This is a genomic window from Brevibacillus brevis (assembly GCF_001039275.2).
Lineage (GTDB): Bacteria > Bacillota > Bacilli > Brevibacillales > Brevibacillaceae > Brevibacillus > Brevibacillus brevis_C.
The window spans coordinates 3490819-3512006 of record NZ_CP030117.1; the positions used below are offsets into that span (position 1 = coordinate 3490819).

Genomic DNA, 21188 nt, shown 5'->3' on the forward strand with positions numbered 1-21188 from the left:
AAGTAGTAGATGCTTACACAACAACGCCAACCCGTTCCAGTACTTCTCTTGTTTTTGTGACCGCCTCAAATTCCTGCGTTTTAATGATGCTGATTTTTTGCAGAACGCGATGAACCATGTCACTGCGATTACTGTCAAAAGCCTTCAAAATCATATTGGTCGTAATTTTCCATTGATGTCCGATACTGCGATACTGCTCGGCAAGTTCACCAAAGTTTTCATACTTTTCACTGATCGCCTGCAAGACATTGGCATACATCGCTCTTGTTTGTGCCATGCTGATCAAGCTGTGGTTAAGGATATCGAGATGATCATCTGTGATCTCTACTCCGCTAGCGAGAAAAGCCTCTACGTCTTTGAGAAAAGGATCAAGGGATTTTAGCCCAACCTCGACGTTGACATCGTCGGGTAGATCCAACTCCCGCTTGATTTGACTTGTGTCGCAACGCCCCTCTAGTACGCTGAGATTGCTCGTGACGGCTTCAAGCAACTGATCTGGCGTCGGATGCAGGGAATCCGAGAGTACCAATTCAAATGATCGATTGTGGAGTGGATACCATTCGCCTGTGCCCGCATCCCGATAGGAAGAGTTGCTAGCCTGTAAAAATTGCTCGATGGGCAACAGACCTTTGTACCGGTAGTAATCATCGACGATCAGAAGCTGGTTATCTTCTCTACCTGTGACAATGATGCTATGCATTTCAGGCAGGTCCTGATAATAAGGGTTGTACGGGAGTTCTGCCATATTGCAGAGGACGATTATTGGTATCTCCCGTTCCAAACGTTCTTGTATATTTGCCAAAAACAGGTCATCTTGCGGTTCAGCCCCTCCTTCTACGCGGATATTGTGAATCCACCTGAGCTCAGCGACTGTTCTCATGTATTGACCGTTTATATCTCCATAAGGAGAATCTTGCGTTTTCAGATAGATGGCACCGCACTGCTTCCAAGCTGTTTCTAAGGCGGAAAAGTTCCGGTATTTCAGAACCGTGTAGATAGAAGCGCCGATGCAATCCAGGTTCGGATGCTTGCTCGGTTGAATCTCGGTGAGTGACATGAGCACTCTCCTTCCTGTCTATCGTAATGGTAATCACATGCGACTATCGGATATCCGAGTCACATTCTCGCAAGGCGAATACTTGTTGTAGAAATTGACGAGTGAGGGACCTCAACTTATCGACAGCAGCTTCCATGTCAGATCGCTTCAACATTTTTTCTTTATATAAGCTAAGGGCATAGCGATTCACCACGTGATTGGATATCTGCAAAATCTCCTCCGCCAGTTCGCGTACAGACTGATCCCCCTGTGGAATATACCAGTCCAATAATGTTTCCACCCACAGTTCTTTCCCGCCTAATTGAACGTAAAGCTCATTTAAATTGGCTTCTTGAAAATAGATGTCTGGCTGCTCCGTAAGTGACAGCAACAGTGTAAGCTCACGGCCAACTTGCTGTTTACTCTCGACCGCTTTTAGTAATCGCAGCAACTCCTGCTCCGCGCTCTCACGCAAACTTGCTTCGTCATCTGTAACGCGATCGAGCACCATGATCAGCCTGGAATTCGGCTCTAGATTTGCATAAATCTCCTCAAGCGTTTGGTACGTTGTGGAAAATTTATCGTACTGGATTCGCTGCGCTTGCCCGCGAGTCAAATGATTGTGATTGATGATCGTATAAACCTGCTTGTCATGGTCATAACCAGTGATGACGGTGAGATGATCGGTATGTTCCTTCTGGTATTGCGGCGTATAAAAGGTGTAGTACTCGTCAAACGCAACCATTACGGGCTTGCCTTGATCCAATTGGAGAATGATCGACTCATGCAATTCATCCAGACGAGCGACAGGCACGAGTTTGACCCGATAGCCAAATTTGTAAAGCATCTCCTCATCCGACAAATAACCCATAACCTCAGCATGTTCCCGATACGAATAGGGGTACCCCTCAGCATCAAGCTGATAGCTGCGTTTCAACCCGAGAAAAAGCTTAAAATACGGAATCAGATGGGCATCCTGCTCCTCCATTAATAAAGCGAGGCCGCGATCATAACAATTCCATTGACGCCAGGATAAATGACTGACATCGGCATACGAGCTGCGTTTGATTTGCGCGCCGCCATGCCATGATTTTGCGTTTCGTTGTTGAACCGTTTGGACTGTAGTAGCAGCTGCCTCTGCTTTCGCAACCTGCTCAACTTCATACCCAGCCGCATCAAGATAGGCAGCAAAATCGGAAATCGTCAAATAGGTAAGCAGGTCTTCTACCTCTACTTCTCGGTTCATCCGCTTGGAGATTTCGCTGATCATGCGAATCGCGATGATTGAGTCCCCACCCAGCTCGTAAAAATTGTCATGGACACCTACTTCTTCAAGCCCCAGAACATATCCCCAAATGTGAGCCAGCTCTTGCTCCAAAACGGTGTACGTATCATGTTTTCTCCCACGTACCACCACGTTTGGCAGCTTCGCTTCTCCAGATTTTTGCGGTGCAACATGGTCTTTTTCTCTCCCGGCATCCTTGTCAAGAGAATGAAGAGAAGAGATGTCCAGCCAACAACGCTTCCGCTCAAACGGATAGACAGGAAGGTGCACGCGGCGCGGCTTTTTGAACGTGTACATGACACTCCAGCGTACATCTGCTCCACTCACATACAATTCGCCGAGCTCTTTTAGATCAGATAACTCGTTGCTTTGAGCCAATAAAAGCTTTTGCAAAAGTTCATTGGCCGCCTTATTCAATGCTTGTTGTTCTGCCTCAGTCACGATCCCAGGCTCTCTGTCTGCTTTTTCCTGCGAGATAACCTTGTGCCAGCCAAAGAAAATATCTGGTTCAGAAAGTGTTGTCCAGTCGCTCACGCACAACCTGGAGATTTTTGCGGCAAAATCGTCCATGTCCCTGCAAATAAGCAGCAAGCGGTAGCCATAGTGACTACGACCCGTATTTGCCGTAAAACTGAGACTTTCCAATGTCGGCAGTTCCTCCACAGGCTTGCTGGTCCACTTCTGAAAACGGAGCAACAGGTTGAGCAAGCTCGCCTCGCTTTTAGCGGATAAAGCGATAGCCTGAACACCTTCGTCTTGCTTGGGAGACTGTATGAATGGCGCTTCCTCTACTACGAGGTGCACATTGGTTCCACTCATCCCAAACGAACTGACACCAGCCCGTCGCACGCTTTGCTCTGGTTCCCACTCGGTCAATGTGTCGTGGATGTAAATGGGAGATTGTTCAAAAGGAATCATCCGATTCGCCCGCTGAAAGTGTAAATGCGGAGGGATCTGCTTTTGTTTCAGAGACAGAATCACCTTGAAAAGACCAGCCATCCCCGCTACGTGGTCGGTGTGACCGATGTTCGTTTTTACGGAGCCGATCCCGCAAAATTGGCGGCGGTTTGTGTATCGGCGAAACGCTCTCTCCAGTCCGTCCATCTCCATCGGATCGCCCAGCTTGGTGCCTATGCTGTGCACCTCGATATAGGAAAGGGTCTCGGGGTCAATTTGCGCGTCTTTCCATGCCTGCTGAATCACCTCGGCTTGTGCCAATGAATTAGGTGCGGTAAGCCCGAAAGAATGTCCGTCTTGATTGGCGGCACTTCCCTTGATCACGGCATAAATCGAATCCCCATCCGCCAGTGCCTTTGTCAACGGCTTCAGGAAAACGGCGCCAACGCCTTCACCAACACCCGTACCGTCTGAATCATTGTCAAAAGGTCTGGTACGACCAGATTGCGATAAAATTCCCAAATCATTGCTCCCATCTTGTAAAGACAGCAAGATGAGCTTGACACCCCCGGCCAGCGCCATCTCACATTCTCCTCGACGAATCGCTTGGCATGCCAGATGAACAGCCATCAGCGACGAGGAGCAGGAAGTATCCACAAGCATGCTCGGACCTTTGAGATCCAACAGGTAGGAGACACGAGAAGCGATCACCGATTTCATATTGCCAATGATCGAGGTTGACATTGCCTCTGGTTCCAGCTCTCGAATCATTCGTCTATACTCTTCACCAAAATCACTGCTAAACCCCAGATATACACCTGTACGGCTGCCCACGAGCATTGTTCCACCATATCCGGCGTCCTCAATCGCCTCCCAGCATGTCAGCAAAAATAAGCGCTGGTTTGGGTCCATTTGGCTGGCTTCCTTAGGAGAAAGACCGAAGAGCTGCGGATCGAATTTATCAATTTCATTCAGGTAGGCAGCTTCTCGAAATTGAATTTGCTCCATCGTCAACCCTTTGGCGAGTAACAATGGAATCAAATCGTTCTGGCGCTCTTTAGGTAGCTCTCTCACACAATCTTGACCAGCTTGCAACAGACGCCAAAAGTCTGCCGGGTTTTCTGCGCTTCCGAATCGGCAAGCAGCACCAATCACTGCAATATCGTGGTGATTGGGTTTGCTGCCTGTTGAATGAGCATCCGTCTGCTGTTTATTCAGTTTGACTCGGTTCAGTCCTAATGGCTTGCTCACTGCATTCTTCCTCCTTGAGTCCTCTGCTCACCTGGTTCGGCTTAACTTGCTTGCCATTCCTTGCCGATCTCAGGGAATCGCTGTTGCAAGTCTGGTTTGCTAGTCAGCTGTTCAAAGCGCATGACTTGTTCCGTGTCAGGAGCTTTTTTTGTTTGCAAGATCAAACGAAGCAGAGAAACAGCTTCGCGTATATCCCCATAGCCCCCCTCTTTTTCTCCTTGTTCCAGCTGTTGCCTTAGTTGTTGAAGAGCTTGATAAGGAGCGATCACCCCTTGCTGGTACGCCTCTTCATCGAGACCGCGGTTTTTCGTGCAAACAGCAATCGTCATGCAAGAATCGACGAATTGGGCAATTGTTGCTTGATTACGCGCTTTGGCATCCTGAAGCTCTTGCTGATAACGATTGATCTCCCCCTGCTTGTCAAAGGCATAGGCGCGAAGGGGATATCTTTTGGCCAAATTTGTCAGCACATTTTTGGGACCAACCTCAATTACGGTATTCGCTCCCTGTTTTACCAAGTAATCCATCGTGGATTGCCAGCGAACAGGGCTTGTTGTCTGGGCTGTGAGCAAATCGACAAGTTGATCAGCATGGACATATGGTTGTGCTGTCACATTGGAAATCACAGGCCATTTGGGATCGCAATACGTGTATCGCTTCAATTCCTCATTTAATTGTTCCGCGGCTTGCACCATGAGAGGCGAATGGAAAGGCGCACTCACCTTGAGGCTGACAACGGAAGTCGAGCCATGCTGCTTGCACGCTTCTTCTGCTAGCCGCACCGCATGTGCATGTCCGGAAATGACAATCTGATCAGCGGAATTATGGTTGGCGACCACGACGATCGCATCGTCACGAGAATGTTCCCGACAAATCTCCTCGACAAGTTGAGCATTCAACCCGAAGATTGCTGACATGGCACCGACACCCTGCGGCGTGGCCGCCTGCATGAACTGACCTCGCCGATAGACAAGGCGGACAGCATCTGCAAACTGGATAGCACCGGCGCAAGTCAGGGCCGTAAACTCACCCAGACTGTGACCCGCCACCCACTTCGGTTCGATGTTCATTTCCTGTGAATAAACGCGGAAGGCTGCGACACTTGCCGTCAGGATTGCAGGCTGTGCGTGCTCTGTTTTGGTCAATTCTTGTACATCCCCTGCAAAACAAAGTGTTTGCAGGTTAAATCCAAGCGCATCACTTGCTTCTTCAAAGGTGCGAGCGGCAATGGGATGGGCCTCACATAATGCTTGGCCCATTCCAACATATTGCGAACCTTGTCCCGGGAATAAGAGTGCGATTTTGTCCATTTTTGATCACCCTTCTCTACGTCATGTATTCATTCACTAGCATCCTGAGCAATTGCTGGTAATCCAGCGTCATCTCCGTGACTTTTTCTGCCCGGAGGCAATCAGGGTCAAATGCACACACGATATCAATCACGTCTTTTCCTTCCTTGATCCAGAAGGTAAGCTCATGTTCATGGTATATGAACGATACATCTGTAAACTCATTGACACTGCCGAAGAATGGAATAATCGTTCCGCCGTTGCGATCCGTCCGTAATTTTTTTAGCCACAATGTGGCCTCTCCCGTCATGTTTTCGATGAACTGTCGTTTCTGCTGCACCTGCTTGAATAGGTCGAAGAAGGTGTTGACCTCTGACATGTTCACCCGGAATGGATAGGCCTTCGTCTGCAGCTCCTTGTCGACAGCCACTTCCATATAAAGATCCTGCTGTCCTGTCAATTCCGACATGAGGTACAGGTACATCGAAAGCAGAACGTCTCTAACCGCCACAGCCTCCATTTGACTGACCTGCTGCACATTTTCAAACAGATCATCAGTAAGTGAGAATTGGACCCAGTTTGCGTCCGCATTCCCTTCTCCACTAGCCCCATACTGAGGCGGCAACTCGATCAGCGAGACACGATCCAGCTCCTTCAACCAATAAGCGGTCGTATCGATTTCCTCTTGTTCATCTGTTACATCTAAAGCGGTGTTCTTCAAAAAGTTGGTTAGACCAGACAGCGTAGGATGGGCGAACAAATCGGCAATACGAACCCGTCCAGGGTAAAGCTGTTCAAGCTTGGCATGAACTTGCACCAGTAAAAGCGAATTACCGCCTATGTGGAAGAAGTTATCCTGCATACCGACCGTTTCACGTTTAAGCATTTCCCGCCAAATGCCCGCCACCTGTTCTTCCAGTCTGGTAGCCGGGGCTTGATATTCAGTGTGCTTGTCTTGGAGAGCATCAGGCTCTGGCAATGATTTGCGATCCAGTTTTCCATTTGGTGTCAGGGGCCACATACTCATATGCGTATAAAAATTCGGAATCATGTAATCAGGTAAACTTTTGCTCAGCATGGCTCGTAATTCATCACTGTCCAACGCTTGCTTTGCCATATAATACGCAGACAGGTAAGGATTACTGGCGGTATCTCGCACACTGACCACCGCTTCCGTAATATCCGGATGCTGAGAAAGGGCACTTTCAATCTCACCCAATTCGATTCGATAACCGCGTACTTTGCACTGAAAATCGGATCGTCCCACATATTCAATCCGCCCATCCGGCAGCCATCTCGCGAGATCACCTGTTTTGTACATACGTTGACCAGGTTTAAACGGATTAGGGATATAGCGCTCAGCCGTCAGTGTTGGCTGACCGAAGTAGCCTCTCGTTACCGCATCCCCTGCAATGTAAAGATCGCCAGTGATCTTCATCGGCTGCACTTGTAGATGCTCATCGAGGATATAGACTTGTGTGTTGGGCAACGGCGCGCCAATCGTTACTTCCTCCGCGTCGGTCAAGTCCTGCACCGTAGACCAGATCGTTGTTTCAGTCGGTCCGTACAGATTGTAAAGTCTCGCCTTGGTCTGTGTGCGAATCCGTTGGAACAAAGACGATGAAAGGGCTTCTCCTCCAAGCAGGATCGCTTTCAGGCAGTCAAGGGCGTGCAAGTTGCTCTTCTCTTCCAGCATGAGCTGTAGACGGGATGGAGTCAGTTGAAGGAACGTGATTTCTTCCTGCAAAATCAACTCCTTGAGCACCTGCGGGTCTGCTTGCTGCTGTTCGGTTGCAATGACCACGGTCATCCCTTTCGTCAGCGGTACAATCGTTTCAAGCAGAAAAATATCAAACGAAATCGTCGTCACAGCCAGCATTTTATCTGCGCTGGCAAAATCGATGTGTTCCCCGATCCCTGAGCAGAAGCTCATCAAATTGCCGTGCTCAACCATAACGCCTTTAGGCTTGCCTGTAGAACCCGATGTGTAAATAACATAGGCGAGATCGCCAGGTGCAGCCTGTGGCGGAAGATTGGAGTCGTCTTCCATCTCCATCCGGGGATCGTTTACGTCTACTCGGACAACACTTCCCCACTGCTTTTCTGCCAGAGAATCGTGGGTTAAGACGAGGCGAGTCATGCTGTTTTCCAAAACGTAAGAGATACGTTCTTCTGGATAGTGCGGATCAATCGGGACAAACGCAGCTCCAGCTTTCAAGATCGCCAAGAGTCCAACCATCATTTCCACAGAGCGATTCGTCAAAAGGCCAACGCATGTATCCGCAGTGACGCCGTGTTGCTTGATCAAACGGGCTACTTGGTTTGCTCGCTGATTTAATTCCGCATAAGTAACTTTCTCATCTCCGCATGATACAGCTAACGCGTTCGGTTGAGTTTCCGCTACTTCTTCAAAGAGCTGGACGACTGTTTTTTCACGAGAGTATTCCAAACTCGTGTCATTCCATTGCTCCATCAGCAGCAAGCGTTCTTGTGCTGCCAGCATGGACATTTTGCCGATTAACTGTTGCGGATCTTCCACCATCTCCTCCAGAATCTTCTGGAAGTGTGTGGACATCGACGCGATCGTTTCTTTGCTGAACAGCTTGTTGCTGTATTCGATATCGACAATCAGGCGCTGTTCTCGCTCAATGATGTCAAAGGTCAGATCAAACTGGGCAGAGCGCTGTTCAAATGGATATGGAGAGAGCGTTAGCCCATTCGCACTCATGCTTCCCTTCGCGTCACCGGTATTTTGCAAAATGAACATCACATCAAACAGTGGGTTACGCGCCGTATCTTTTGGCAGCGTCAGGCGATCCACCAGCATTTCGAATGGATAATCGGCATGAGAGAGCGCCGCCAGTGCCCGTTCCTTTACTTCCTGAAGGAAATCGGCCACGGTTCGATCGCTTCGCGGGAAGTTTCTCATCGCCAATGTGTTCAGAAAGACACCCACGATGTTTTCCAGGTCTGCATGATGACGGCCAGCCACTGGCGATCCAATGATAATGTCTTCTTCGCCAGCGTATTTCGACAGCAGAATGGTGAGCGCTCCCAGTAGCGTCATGTACAAGGTTGAACCATTGTTTTTTGCCAGTGTCAGTATCTTCTCTGTCATCTCTTGAGGAATCTCAAAGGTCAGGACTTCTCCCTCGAAGCTCTGAACGGACGGTCGAGGATGATCCGTAGGCAGATTAAGCACAGGAAGTTCTCCATCCAGCTCTTTTAGCCAGAATTTCTCCTGAGCGGCCAATACCCCATTGCCTAGCTGCTCTGTTTGCCACACGCTGTAGTCTTTATATTGAATCCGCAGCTTGGGTAACTCGAGTCCCTGATACAATTGGAAGAACTCACGGATCAAAATATTGATGGACACACCATCGGAAACAATGTGATGCATGTCGAACAGCAACAAATGTTTGGTAACATCGATGCGAATGAGCATACCGCGAACAAGCGGCGCTTTTGACAAGTCGAATGGTTGAATAAATTGTTCGACCGTTCTTTTGGCCTCGTTCTCGTCGACTTCACTATACGCCAACGTAAAATCTACGCTCGGGTGAACGGTTTGCATCAAAACTCCATCCACGATGGAAAATGAGGTACGCAACGACTCATGACGCTGCACCAGCGAGACAAATGCACGTTCGAAAGCCTCTCTGTCCAACTCTCCTTCAAGCATCATGATTGTAGGGATGTTGTAGGCAACTGCCCCCTCCTGCATTTGTTCCAGCACATAAATTCTTTGCTGAGATGAGGTGGCGGGGTAAGCTTCCCGATGCTCTGCTACAGGGATCGCTGACACAGCTGTTTCTTCATTCGGAGCCATCAATATAGCCAATTGACGGATCGTCGGTGTTTGAAACAGGTCGGTGATCGTCATCTCTTTTTGCATTTGCTTGGAGACACGGGAAACGATACCGATTGCCAAAAGAGAATCGCCACCCAGCCTGAAAAAGTCGTCGTCGATGCTTAATTCGGTGTAGCCCAACACATCGGACCAAATCTGGCCTAAAGCTTGCTCCAACAAAGTGTAGCGATCGCCTTCCTCCCTGCCAGACAAAACAACTCGGTTTTGCATGGTCACTGAGGATGGTGTTTCGCGTTCTTTATGAGACTTTCCGCTTGCAAAGATCGTATCTCCGAGCTTTACTTTCAGAGACGGTGCCCATTCCTTCAGTACTTGCAAATCAAATTGTCCAATGATCAGGTGTTCAGTTTGGCAAGACAGCGATGCATCAAAAGCTTGTATTGCTCCATCCATCGGCATGTAACCGATAAAACCAGGACCTGTTATGCCTTCAAACGCATACCAGTTCAACGCTATCGTTGGTTTTCCCGATCGACTGCGGGCTGCACTATAGGCATCCAGGAAGCAGTTGGAGGAGACATAGTCACTTCCAGTCGCTCCACCCCAAATCGAAGCAAGTGATGAAAAGATCACAAAGAAATCCAAATGCTCCGGTTCAGCTATCTGATCGAGTATGACTGTGCCCGCCATCTTCGCTTTCAAGCCATTTTGAAAATCGGAAAACTTCTTCGTCTGAATCGTCTCGAAGGTGATATGCGCCGCGGATTGAATAATGCCGTTGATTGGTCCGTAACGGGCACGGACTTGTTCGGAAATATCCTCCATCTGCTGACGGTTGGACACGTCAGCTGCGTAGCAGACTACCTGCGCTCCCATTTCCTCTAGCTCAAGCAGATTTCTCAGCTTTCGTGCCTCAGTAGCACTGCAGTCTGGATGCTGTAAACGCTCTTGCCACTCGTGGTTTGGTGGAAGTGGAGAACGATTAATCAGCACGAGCGTCACATTTTTTTGAGCGGCCAGATGCTTACTAAATGCCAGTCCCAGTTTGCCTGTCCCTCCGGCGATCAAGTAAACGCCATTTTCGCGTATCTCTACAGGCCGTTTCGGAATTTTATCGATATCGCAGCGATTCATTTCTGGTACGAAGCGATTTCCTCTATAGGCAACCAATGTGTCATCCCGATTGCAGCGAATTTCCGCTAGAAGCTGACCAGCCAACTGCGATGCTGAAAGCCCCTCTGTTGCGAGATCCAGGCTAAAGCACTGCATTTTTGGATTTTCCTGCGGAATAACCTTAGCAAGACCGAATAAGGGAGCTTTTTCTGGAAATACAGGTCCGTTCTCATCTACTGCTTGTGCGTAGTTCGAAACGATTCGTAAATCAAGCACCTGCTTCAGATCCAGCTCAAGCAACGTTTGTGTCAAATGAAACAGGCTATAAACTCCCAGATGTTGCGCTGATTCAAGGGCTTCTAGCTGTCCGAGATCACTCCGCTTTTGGGAGCCCGAGGTCAAGCTCCATAAGTGAATAATCCCAGTCAGCTTTTCCTTTTTGTCCCCGAGTCTCTCGAACACACGCCGCAGATCTGCCGGCTGGCTGGGATCTAGGATGAACTCGTGGGAAGAGACGGTGGCAAAAGCCTCACCGCTGCGAAGTCTGATCACTTCATGTCCGTCCGATGACATCGCGTCAGCCAGTGCTTCTCCTACACCACCTTCATCTTGAAACACCAGCCAGATTCCTGGACGCTGGGTCGGATGATTCGTTGTCAGCTCTTTTGTTTGCCAATGGATCTGGTAGGTCCACTCCCGATACTCTTGTGGCGTATACGCTGAATGTCCGATCAATAACGCTGAATCAGACAGATCACCCAGCGCTGTTGGCGACGGATAAATGGCAACCGATTGATAGTTCGTATCTCGAAGCGCCTTTTCCCAACGTAAAGCATCCATCAGCCTATTTTGCGGTCGCAGATCGGTGTCTTCGTGCTGCCACCAGTCTGCGGCAAGCCCCCCGATCACATTTGCCGTTGAACGATTTTTCACGAGCTCGATCGCAAACAGCACGCCTTGCTCTGCAAGCAACTGATGTAAAATCGATAAGGATGCCCGAACATCCTTCGTCCTGTGTATAGCGTTATTAGCAATGATCACATCGTATGCGTGTAGATCGAAGCCTTGTTCGCCTGGTGCCAGCTCCATGTTGAACGGACGGAACTGCACAAACGGGTACACTTCTTGGAACTCTTTTTCTGCCTCTGCCAGAGACGATTGCGCACCATCCGTAAACAGATAGGTGACATCCTGTTTCTCAATCTTCGGCAGCAATAAGCGAGTAAGTTTGCTGGAACCGCCTCCGAGCTCCAAAATGCGAACGGGACGTCTAAACGAATGGATATATTGGGCAATTGTTTCCACTACCATAAGTCCAGCAGGGTTTCTTAGAGTAATGCGATCCGCATACGACTTATACAGGTCGGAAGTACCCTCGTTCGTCACGAGTACGTCCTGCCCCGTCATGCTCGTTGAGTAGTGGGCAAAACACTCTTTCAATTGAGAGAACGTATCATGCTCATTCGGATAGCGATCCAGACAATCCTGATAAAACGCTTCCGCTTCAAGACCCTCTGCATGTGCAGATAGACGGTATGTTCCTTCAACGTGTTCAACCAAAGAGGCCTTAACGACAAGCTCAAGAATCAATTGGAATATATGTTCATTTTTTCCATCAACCCTTACAGCTTCACGCAATTCTTCCAGCGTATACAGTTGTTCCTGCTTGTGGAACACACCTAGTTGCTTGAAGCATTCAAGCAATGACAGGCCGGAATAAAAAGTCTCATCCTCTTCCAAACCAGCTTGCTTTTGGACATTCACCTGATTCAGTAACATTTCCCCAAAGGTAAAGAAGGTGGAAGCAATTTTATGAACATCAACTGTTTCGTCCTCATGAGCCGCCTCAGATGCTACAGTAGCGGACCGCTCAACCATGTCCTGTACGGGTTGATCCGATTGCACCCAGTGACGGTTTTTGGCAAAGGAATAGGTTGGCAAGGGTACCTTTTTCCATTTGACTGGACGATAGTATTCTAGCCAATTGATAGGTACCCCTCGCACGTACTGTTTTGCCATTTCTACAGGGTCAGAGCTGTCTATTTGCATACTGATCGGCAATGCACTTTCCCCACGGGAATTCAGTACCCCGTAGAATACCTGGTTTCCATCAACAAGCGGAGCACCGTCCTCCATCCGTTCTCCCGTGCACAGGCGATGGACCTTCTGAAAAAAGTCCTCTTTGCTATTGATAATGAAGGCAAGGCGATATCGATAGTGTCCGCGCCCCATATTGGCAGTAGCGCACATATCCAAAAGGGAATGCTCCGAAGGCCCTGATAAAAATGCATGGTATTTCTCAAGTAAATCCCATAGTGACTCATTTGTTTTGGCAGATAACGTAATGAGGTAATCGCCGGATTCTGAAACGGCTGTCGCCTCGCGCCCAGGAGGCTCTTCCAATATGACGTGGGCGTTTGTCCCGCTCAGGCCGAATGCACTTACCCCGGCTCTCCTCACAGGTTGGTCCGCCTCTACATCCCAAGCCTTTAGTACATCATTTATATAAACAGGTGAATCGATAAAAGGAATTAAGGTATTCGGCCGCTTCACATGCAGCGTCGGCGGAATCTGGCGATGCTTCATCATCAGAGCCGTCTTGATGATTCCAGCCACACCTGATGCTGCTATCGTGTGCCCAATGTTACTTTTTACCGAGCCTATTGCGCAAAACTGCTTACGTTTTGAAACTTTCTGAAAGGCATGCATGATCCCCTCAATCTCAACAGGGTCGCCCAGTCTTGTCCCTGTTCCATGTGCCTCGATATAGGAGATGCTCTCTGGATTGATACGCGCGCGCTCCCATGTTGTTCGCAACAAAGCAGACTGGGAAATCGCATTGGGCGCTGTAATACTGGTAGAGCGGCCATCACAATTGACCGCAGTGCTTTTGATCACGGCATGGATATAGTCGTTATCCTTGACTGCTTGATCGTATGACTTCAAAAGAACAGCGCCAAGACCTTCTCCCCATGCTGTTCCATCCGCAAAGTCATCAAAAGCTTTGGTTTTGCGATCGACAGAAACGATGCCAAAGTCCGTATCTTGTTGAATCGGAAACAGGGAAAGATTAACTCCACCTACGAGAGCCATTCGACAATCGTTGTTTCCAATGGCCTGACATGCTTGGTGCAGAGCGACCAAGGAGGAAGAGCAAGATGTATTAATCAGTTGGCTCGGACCTGACAGATTCAGCAAATAAGAAATTCGTGAAGCGATAATTGCTGCAACGTTGCCAGCCAGCGAAGACGAATCAACGTTTTTCAACACACGCTGGTACTGTGATTCATTGTCACAATACCCCAGAAATACGCCGGTAGGAGAACCGCTGATCATCTTCTCGCTATACCCGGCATGTTCAAATGTTTCCCATGCCAACTCGAGAAACATCCGCTGATAAGGGTCCATGGTTCGAGCCTCTGCAGGTGATATCTCGAAAAACGCATGATCAAATAAATCCACATGATCGAGATACCCCATCCGCTCATACTTGAAATCAGTGTCGTTAAAAAATTCTCTCGCTACCCTCTCGACATCTGGACGCCTTGTAGCAGGGATATCACTGATTGAATCGTGCCCCTGTTTCAAATTATTCCAGTATTCTTCGAGGCTGCTGGCTCCGGGAAAACGACAAGCCATACCGATGATCGCGAAATCTTGGCGTGTATTTACGTTGGCAGAGGACAGTTCCTTCAGCAAAGGGAGTGCTTCCTTCTCTTGCAGACGATGAGCAGCCACTTGCTCCAAGATGTATTTTTTTAGCAAACTCATCCTAATTCCCCTTCCTTTTGTCGATCAGCTCGGCACCCTTGTCTACGGAGAGAACTCCCTCCTTGACCTCCCTCAGCAATTCCAGAAGGGATTCATCATCATCGCTTTGATCTTCCATAGATGCAAACTGATCCTGTTTTCTTTGTTCGAGAAAATCCACAAACATGGCAATCGTATAGTATGAAAACAAATGCGCGACGCTAATCTCGCTATCCACTTGTTTTACGATTTGCGCATGCATTTTAAGCAACAGCAGGGAATTCCCTCCCAGTTGGAAAAAGCTGTCGTGTACCCCCACTTTTTCGATCCCCAGGATTTCTTTCCAGATGGTAACCAGCTGTTCTTCCTTCTCGTTTCGTGGGGCTACATACTCTGCGTCGGACGCCTGTTGCTCATCCACTTCAGGCAATAGCTTGCGATTGATCTTGCCCCCTGCTGTCAACGGCATTTTTTCAATGCTGACAAAAAAGGAAGGGATCATGTGATCGGGAAGCCGTTCGCTGAGATAACCACGCAAGTCACTTGCGGTCAATTCCTGAGCATTCGATACGTAGTACGCGCACAATCGAGCCTTCTCTTCTTGAAATACAACGGCACACTCTTTTACTAGCGGGTGGGACAAGAGCACCTCATCAATCTCCCCCAGCTCAATTCGGTGCCCACGTACTTTTACTTGATGGTCGATGCGACCGCAGAACTTGATATTGCCATTCGGCAGATAACGTCCAAGGTCGCCTGTCTTGTAAAGCTTTTGATAACCAATTTCCGGATATGGGTTGTCAACAAAGCTGGCTGCTGTTTTCTCAGGATCGTGCAAGTAACCATGCCCCAAGCACAAGCCTGTGATATAGATCTCTCCTTGATGTCCAGCCGGAACAAGTTTGCGATTTGAATCCAGCAGCAAAATTTTCGTATTGGCTATCGGCTTTCCGATCGGTATCGGTCCCTGATGGGTATGGTCGATCTCAAAGTAGATAACACCAATAGACGTCTCCGTCGGACCATACAGATTCGTGATACGAACGTGGGGAAACCTCTGAAGAAACAGTTGCACGGTGTGAGCCGTAATTTCCTCTCCCCCCAAGATCAGGTGGCGAATCGAAGAAAGTGAATCGTGTATGTCCATCCGTGTTTCCATTTGATCCACCAACAGGTTGAAGACCGACGGCACAAAGTCCGTAATCGTAATCTGATAGGTTGAAATGGCGTGCAATACTTGATCGAGCGTCATCTCGAATTCAGGAATCGGCAAGACGGTACGGCCACCATGCAAGAGCGGCCAGAATAGTTGCCAGACCGAGCTGTCGTAGTGATGGGGAGTCGTCTGGAAAATGGCATCCTGTTCCGTACAACCATAATGTTCATCCATCCAGCGAAACCGGTTGAAAATACCGATATGAGGGACGACAGCTCCTTTTGGTTTGCCAGTGGAACCAGATGTATAGATCACATAGATCGGATCGTTCACATCTACCTGAACCGTCAAGTCCTCTTCTTCCTGGATATCATCCGCATCGACGATTACAGCACGTGTCATTTGCACAAATGACGGTTCCTGATGTATTTCTGGCCCGATCAGGGTCACCGGACAATCCAATTCATCCAGTAGCTGCTTTTTCCGTTCGTTCGGACTTTGCACGTCTAATGGCACAAAGGCCGCACCAGTTTTCATCACAGCTAGCAGAGAAATGACCAAATTCAAGCTACGATTCATCAAGACAGGAACATAGCTTCCTCTTCCAATGCCGCGGTCTTTCAACATACGCGCAAGGAAATTGGCTTTGCCATTCAATTGAGCGTAAGTAAGGGTTTTGTGGCCAAACACAGCTGCTGTTAGATGAGGAGTACGCGCTGCCTGTTCCTCGATCAGTTGATGGATCGGCTTGGGAGCAGAATGAGGGACATCTGTTTGATTTCGGGTATACAACAGATCTGTCCGCTCCGCCTCGGTCAACATATCGATTGTGTGAACCAACCGTTTAGGATCGACGACGACTTCACGAAGAATTTGCAGATAATGGCTGATCATCCGTTCGATTACAGCCTCTTGGAACTGCTCGCCCGCATACCGTACACGGCCTGTAATTCCATCCTCTGTTTGCTTGCATGCAAATACCACTTGCAGGGACAAGCCTTCTAAAGCAGCAATATCTTGCATGTTTTCTAGTACGAAGGCTGTATCCAGCAGTGTCTTCAGATCCGTGTCGGATAGATCAAGCCATTGCATCATTTGCGAAAACGGATAGTTCTGATGCTCCATTGCCTCTTTGACCAGCTGCTTACCCTCTTTCGCCACTTCTGCAAAAGTAGCTTCTGGATGCATCCGTACACGCAGCGGCAGCACCCGATTCCAAGCATTAGGGGGAAGCGGATTCTGAAAGACGGGCGTGAGAATGATCATGTCGTCTGTCTGCTTATACCGATTCAGCATGATTTGAAACGTCGACAGAAGGAACAGGTAGAGCTTCATCGGATGATGATCACAATGGGCCGCAACGGCAGCATTCAAATCATCTGGAAAGACAAAAGATATTTCGTTAGTCTCCTCCTCCCCATCGCCTTCCTTTTCCGTCCCTTCGGTTGGAAGGAGGGAGAGCGTCCACTCCCCCTGTAATTTCTCATGCCAGTACTGCTCCTCCCGGCTAAATTTCCGACTGGTTAGCAGAATGTTTTGCGAAATAGTAGTCTCCATATGCCCTCCCCCTCTTACTCACCGCTTGCTCTAAAATTCAAAATCCCAATCGACGCCCTGTGCTTGAATAAGGGCTACCTCACGGGTCAATTCAAAGTCTTGCAGGAGGCGCTCGGGATCTTCCATCACCTGCTGCAACAAGCTTTTGAAGTCACTCACAAACTGCTCCATCGTCTCTCTCCGGAACAGGTCACTGCGGTAATCCAGCTTACATGTAAGTCTGTCGAAAACCGGATAAGCCGACAGATGAAGGTCAAGTTTAGCCGTGTTGTTTTGCAGGGGATAGTTTTTGACGATCATTCCCTCAAGCTCCAGTTCCCCTTCCGGATTGTCCATGTTTTGCAGGACGAAGATCGTATCAAAAAGGGGCTGACGACCTGTATTTGGCTCAAGACCAAGAGTCTGGACAAACAGATCAATCGGGTAATCCGCTTGTTCAAAAGAGGCTAGCGTATGCTCGCGGACCTCCGCAAGAAACTCGCGATAGGTTTTCTCGCCTTTTGGATAATTGCGCAAAGGAATGGTGTTGATAAACATCCCAATTACGTCATCAAACTCTGCAAATTTACGCCCAGCTACTGGAGTTCCGACAACGACATCCTCTTGGCCGCTGTACTTTGCAAGCAGCATGTTGTAAACCGATAACAGCACGATGTAAAGTGTCGCATGTTCTTCCGCTGCCAGATCCTGCAACCGCTGCCTCTCCTCTGCCGATATCTCGAACTCAATCGTTGCACCAGGAAACGTAAGAGATTCTGGCCTTTCGTAATCAGTCGGAATCGCTAGAAGTGGAGCCGGGCTTGTAAACATGTCTGTCCAATAGTCAGCTTGAAGCTCCCCTGACTCAAGTGCAGATTCCTGCCAAACAGCAAACTCTTTTTGCTGAACTTCCAATGCAGGAAGTAGCACACCTGCATAGAGACGAACAAAGTCCTCTACGAGAATATCCATGGATACACCGTCTGAAACGATATGGTGCATGTCGAACAACAAGAGATGCTTTTCCGGTTCAACCCTGATTAGCCCTGCACGCAGCAATGGCGCTTGACGCAAGTCGAATGGCCGTACAAACGTTGCCAGGCTGGCCTCCAACTGCTCTGCACTTGCTTCGCTCACTTCCAAACGGAAGACTAGCGAATCATGTACAATTTGAACCACTTGCCCATCTAGATAATCAAACGAGGTACGAAGAGATTCATGGCGGTCAACCAGTCCTTGAAAAGCATGTTCTACCTTCTCACGGTTCAAAGCTCCTTCGATGAAACGAGCAGCCGTAATGTGAAGACTTGTGTCAGCCGGATTCAACTGCTGAAGAATAAAGAATTTGCGCTGAGCAGCCGTAACAGGATAGTACGATCTGGCTTCGACTGGGAATCGTCTTTTCAAAATCGTCTTGTCTGCGCCATCAATCACTTTGCCAAGTTCCTGAATCGTTGGGTGATTAAACATGGTTCGCAGTGGAAGCTGTACGCCAAACTGCTGTACAACCTGCCCAGCTACCGCGTTGATTTTTAACGAGTGCCCCCCTAGAGCGAAGAAATTGTCCCGAGCGCTGATTGTGTTTGGATCAAGCTGTAACACATGCGCCCAAATGTGGGTAAGAGTTTTTTCCGTCTCGGTTGTCGCTGACACAAAAATAGATGTGTCGACCCGATCCTGTATGCCAGGCTTCGGTAAAGCCCCTCTATCCACTTTTCCGTTAGGGGTAAGTGGCAATACGTTTTGCTTTACATAGTGCATCGGCACCATGTATTCCGGAAGCACAGTAAACAGATAATCACGCACATCTCGGGCGGAAAATTCCTCCATGGGAACGATATAGGCACATAAGTACTTTGCACCCGTTTCCTCTGAAAGCGCCAAGACCACTGCATCCTTGACCGCAGGATGTCTGCGCATAACCTGTTCAATCTCACTCAATTCGATTCGGTAACCCCGAATCTTGACTTGATTGTCCATTCTCCCGAAGTACTCAATATAGCCGTCCTCCGTGATCCGGCCTACATCACCCGTTCGGTAGAGGACTTGGTAGTCAGGGTCTTCTACCCAGCTAGCATACGGATTTGCTACGAAAACTTTTTGCGTCCGTTCCTCATCTTTGTAGTAGCCGTATCCAACCCCCGGCCCGGCCACACCTATTTCTCCTTTTACGCCTCGCGGGCAGATACACTGATTTTGATCGAGTATGTAAATATGAGTGTTCTGGATCGGTATGCCGATGGGAACCACAATCTGCTGATCGCTGGGCATTTCCCGGATAATGTGGTGGGTAATATCATCGGATGCTTCCGTTGGCCCGTACATATTCACCAATGGAATGTCCGAATAGCAGGCAAACCAACGCCGTACCAGAGGGGCAGGTAACTCCTCTCCTGTCACTGCCATCCACCGCAGATCAGGGAAGCCGCGTTCTGAGTCGGACCATTCTTGAACGAGATCAAGTAGCACGGAGAGCAGAGATGGTACCACTTCTGCTACGGTGACGCGGTTGGAACGCAGTACGTCATGAAGGGCCTGCGTATCCATAACCGTCTCTGTATCGACCACTTGCACAGAGCCACCCACCAACAAAACAGCCAGATATTGCCATACAGAAATGTCGAAGCAAAGAGAAGCCGTTTGTGCGACAAGATCATCCTCGCAGAGGGATAGGTCGTTGATTTTAGCAAAAATGTGGTTAATCATTCCACGATGGTGCACCATTACGCCTTTTGGTTGTCCAGTCGTGCCCGATGTGAAGATGATATATGCCAAGTCTGTTCCCGCACTCTCCCGACCGATGTCCTCTCCCGAAAGTGACTCTACGGATTGATCGGATGGACCAAAGACATAGAGATACTTCAGCTCAGGCGAGGATGCTTGAATCGACTCCAATCCATTTAGCAAGTCAGGCTGAGTGATCAACCCTGTAATCTCGCTCTTCTGCACGATGTACAAGATCCGATGCTGCGGATAGTCTGGATCAATCGGTACGTAGGCTCCCCCCGCCTTGAACACCGCGAGTATCGCTACAAGCGTATCTACATTACGCTTCATATAAATACCGATTTTTGTGCCAGGTCGTAATCCTTGCTGGATAAAATGGCGCGCGAGTCGATTAGATCGCTCGTTTAATTCCTGATAGGTGAAAGTTGTTTTTCCGTCTGTCACCGCTTTGCGATGAGGCGTCTTTTTTACCTGCTCCTCAAAGAGGTGATCAAAGCTCTGATCGCGCGGAAAATCAATCCGATTGTCGTTGAATGAAAGAACTAACTCCCGTACCTCTGCCTCAGATAAGCACGCTATCTCGGCGATTTTTTGATCCGGGTGGGTTACGATAACCTGATAAATACGGACCAAGTGCTCCATCATCCGTTCCATCATGGGGAGTTGGTATCTTTGCCCCACGTAACGCACGAGTAATTCGAGCGAGTTCCCCTTTTTAGAAAAGAGGAGCTGCAACTCGCTCGATACCTGTTCCAGACTGTCCTGATCATGAAGAACGTCCAACAAGCAAGTCGCCTCAAAAAAAGGTGTGCTATTCCCCTGCTGAGGTACTTGCAGTTCCTCGATCAACCGCAAGATTGGGTAGTTCTGATGTTCCACAGCGGCCTTTAAGGTCTGCCGAATTTCTTGCAGCAGCTCCTTGATACTCCATTCCGGAAGTACCTGATGACGCAAGGGCAGTACTTTGTTCAAAAACTCACCCGGCTCAGTTTGACGAAAGATAGCCGTTCCAACGCATATGTCCTGATGTCCCGTGTATTTGGACAACAAGATGCCAAATCCACTCAGCAAAGCCATGAACAAACGTTGATCCGAGCCATTGCTTAAATGAATCAACGCCCTGCTCAGTTCGTCCGGAAACACGATGGTCAGCTCACGAAGCTCAGACTGACGCTGAAACGAGGCCCGAGAGTCTGTTGGAAGGTCAAGTGAATGAAACTCTTGAGAGAGGTTCTCCATCCAATAGTCTTTTTCTCGATCAAAATGCCCACTGGCCAGCAAGATGTTTTGTGCCGTTATCGTTGTCAAGCCAATCCCTCTTTTCTGTCCGTCATGTA

6 protein-coding genes are annotated in these 21188 nt (G+C 48.7%); all 6 read right to left on the bottom strand.

Annotated features, from left to right (window positions below):
- Positions 1-13 precede the first annotated feature (13 nt).
- The 6 genes from AB432_RS16715 to edeK are packed head-to-tail and all read right to left on the bottom strand — an operon-like array spanning position 14 to position 21159.
- On the bottom strand, positions 14-1057 hold the full coding sequence (locus AB432_RS16715; RefSeq protein WP_048033242.1) for a BtrH N-terminal domain-containing protein: 1044 nt from the start codon (positions 1055-1057) through the stop codon (positions 14-16).
- 43 nt (positions 1058-1100) lie between these two features.
- Positions 1101-4469: a beta-ketoacyl synthase N-terminal-like domain-containing protein gene (locus tag AB432_RS16720; protein ID WP_048033243.1), complete on the bottom strand. Its 3369-nt coding sequence runs from the start codon at positions 4467-4469 to the stop codon at positions 1101-1103.
- Between the two features lie 41 nt (positions 4470-4510).
- Positions 4511-5779: an ACP S-malonyltransferase gene (gene fabD, locus AB432_RS16725; RefSeq protein ID WP_048033244.1), complete on the bottom strand. Its 1269-nt coding sequence runs from the start codon at positions 5777-5779 to the stop codon at positions 4511-4513.
- A gap of 16 nt (positions 5780-5795) precedes the next feature.
- On the bottom strand, positions 5796-14453 hold the full coding sequence (gene edeI / locus AB432_RS16730; protein WP_048033245.1) for an edeine biosynthesis hybrid PKS-NRPS EdeI: 8658 nt from the start codon (positions 14451-14453) through the stop codon (positions 5796-5798).
- 1 nt (position 14454) lies between these two features.
- Positions 14455-17145, bottom strand: coding sequence for an edeine non-ribosomal peptide synthetase EdeJ (gene edeJ / locus AB432_RS16735; RefSeq protein ID WP_048033246.1), 2691 nt, complete (start codon positions 17143-17145; stop codon positions 14455-14457).
- A 30-nt stretch (positions 17146-17175) separates the two neighbouring features.
- A complete protein-coding gene (edeK, locus tag AB432_RS16740; RefSeq protein WP_048033247.1) occupies positions 17176-21159 on the bottom strand; it encodes an edeine non-ribosomal peptide synthetase EdeK in 3984 nt (1327 codons plus the stop codon).
- Between the last annotated feature and the right edge of the window lie 29 nt (positions 21160-21188).

Coding starts and splice junctions, on each gene's coding strand:
- AB432_RS16715 (WP_048033242.1), bottom strand. CDS start 1,057: ATGTCACTCACCGAGATTCAACCGAGCAAGCATCCGAACCTGGATTGC.
- fabD (WP_048033244.1), bottom strand. CDS start 5,779: ATGGACAAAATCGCACTCTTATTCCCGGGACAAGGTTCGCAATATGTT.
- edeI (WP_048033245.1), bottom strand. CDS start 14,453: ATGAGTTTGCTAAAAAAATACATCTTGGAGCAAGTGGCTGCTCATCGT.
- edeJ (WP_048033246.1), bottom strand. CDS start 17,145: ATGGAGACTACTATTTCGCAAAACATTCTGCTAACCAGTCGGAAATTT.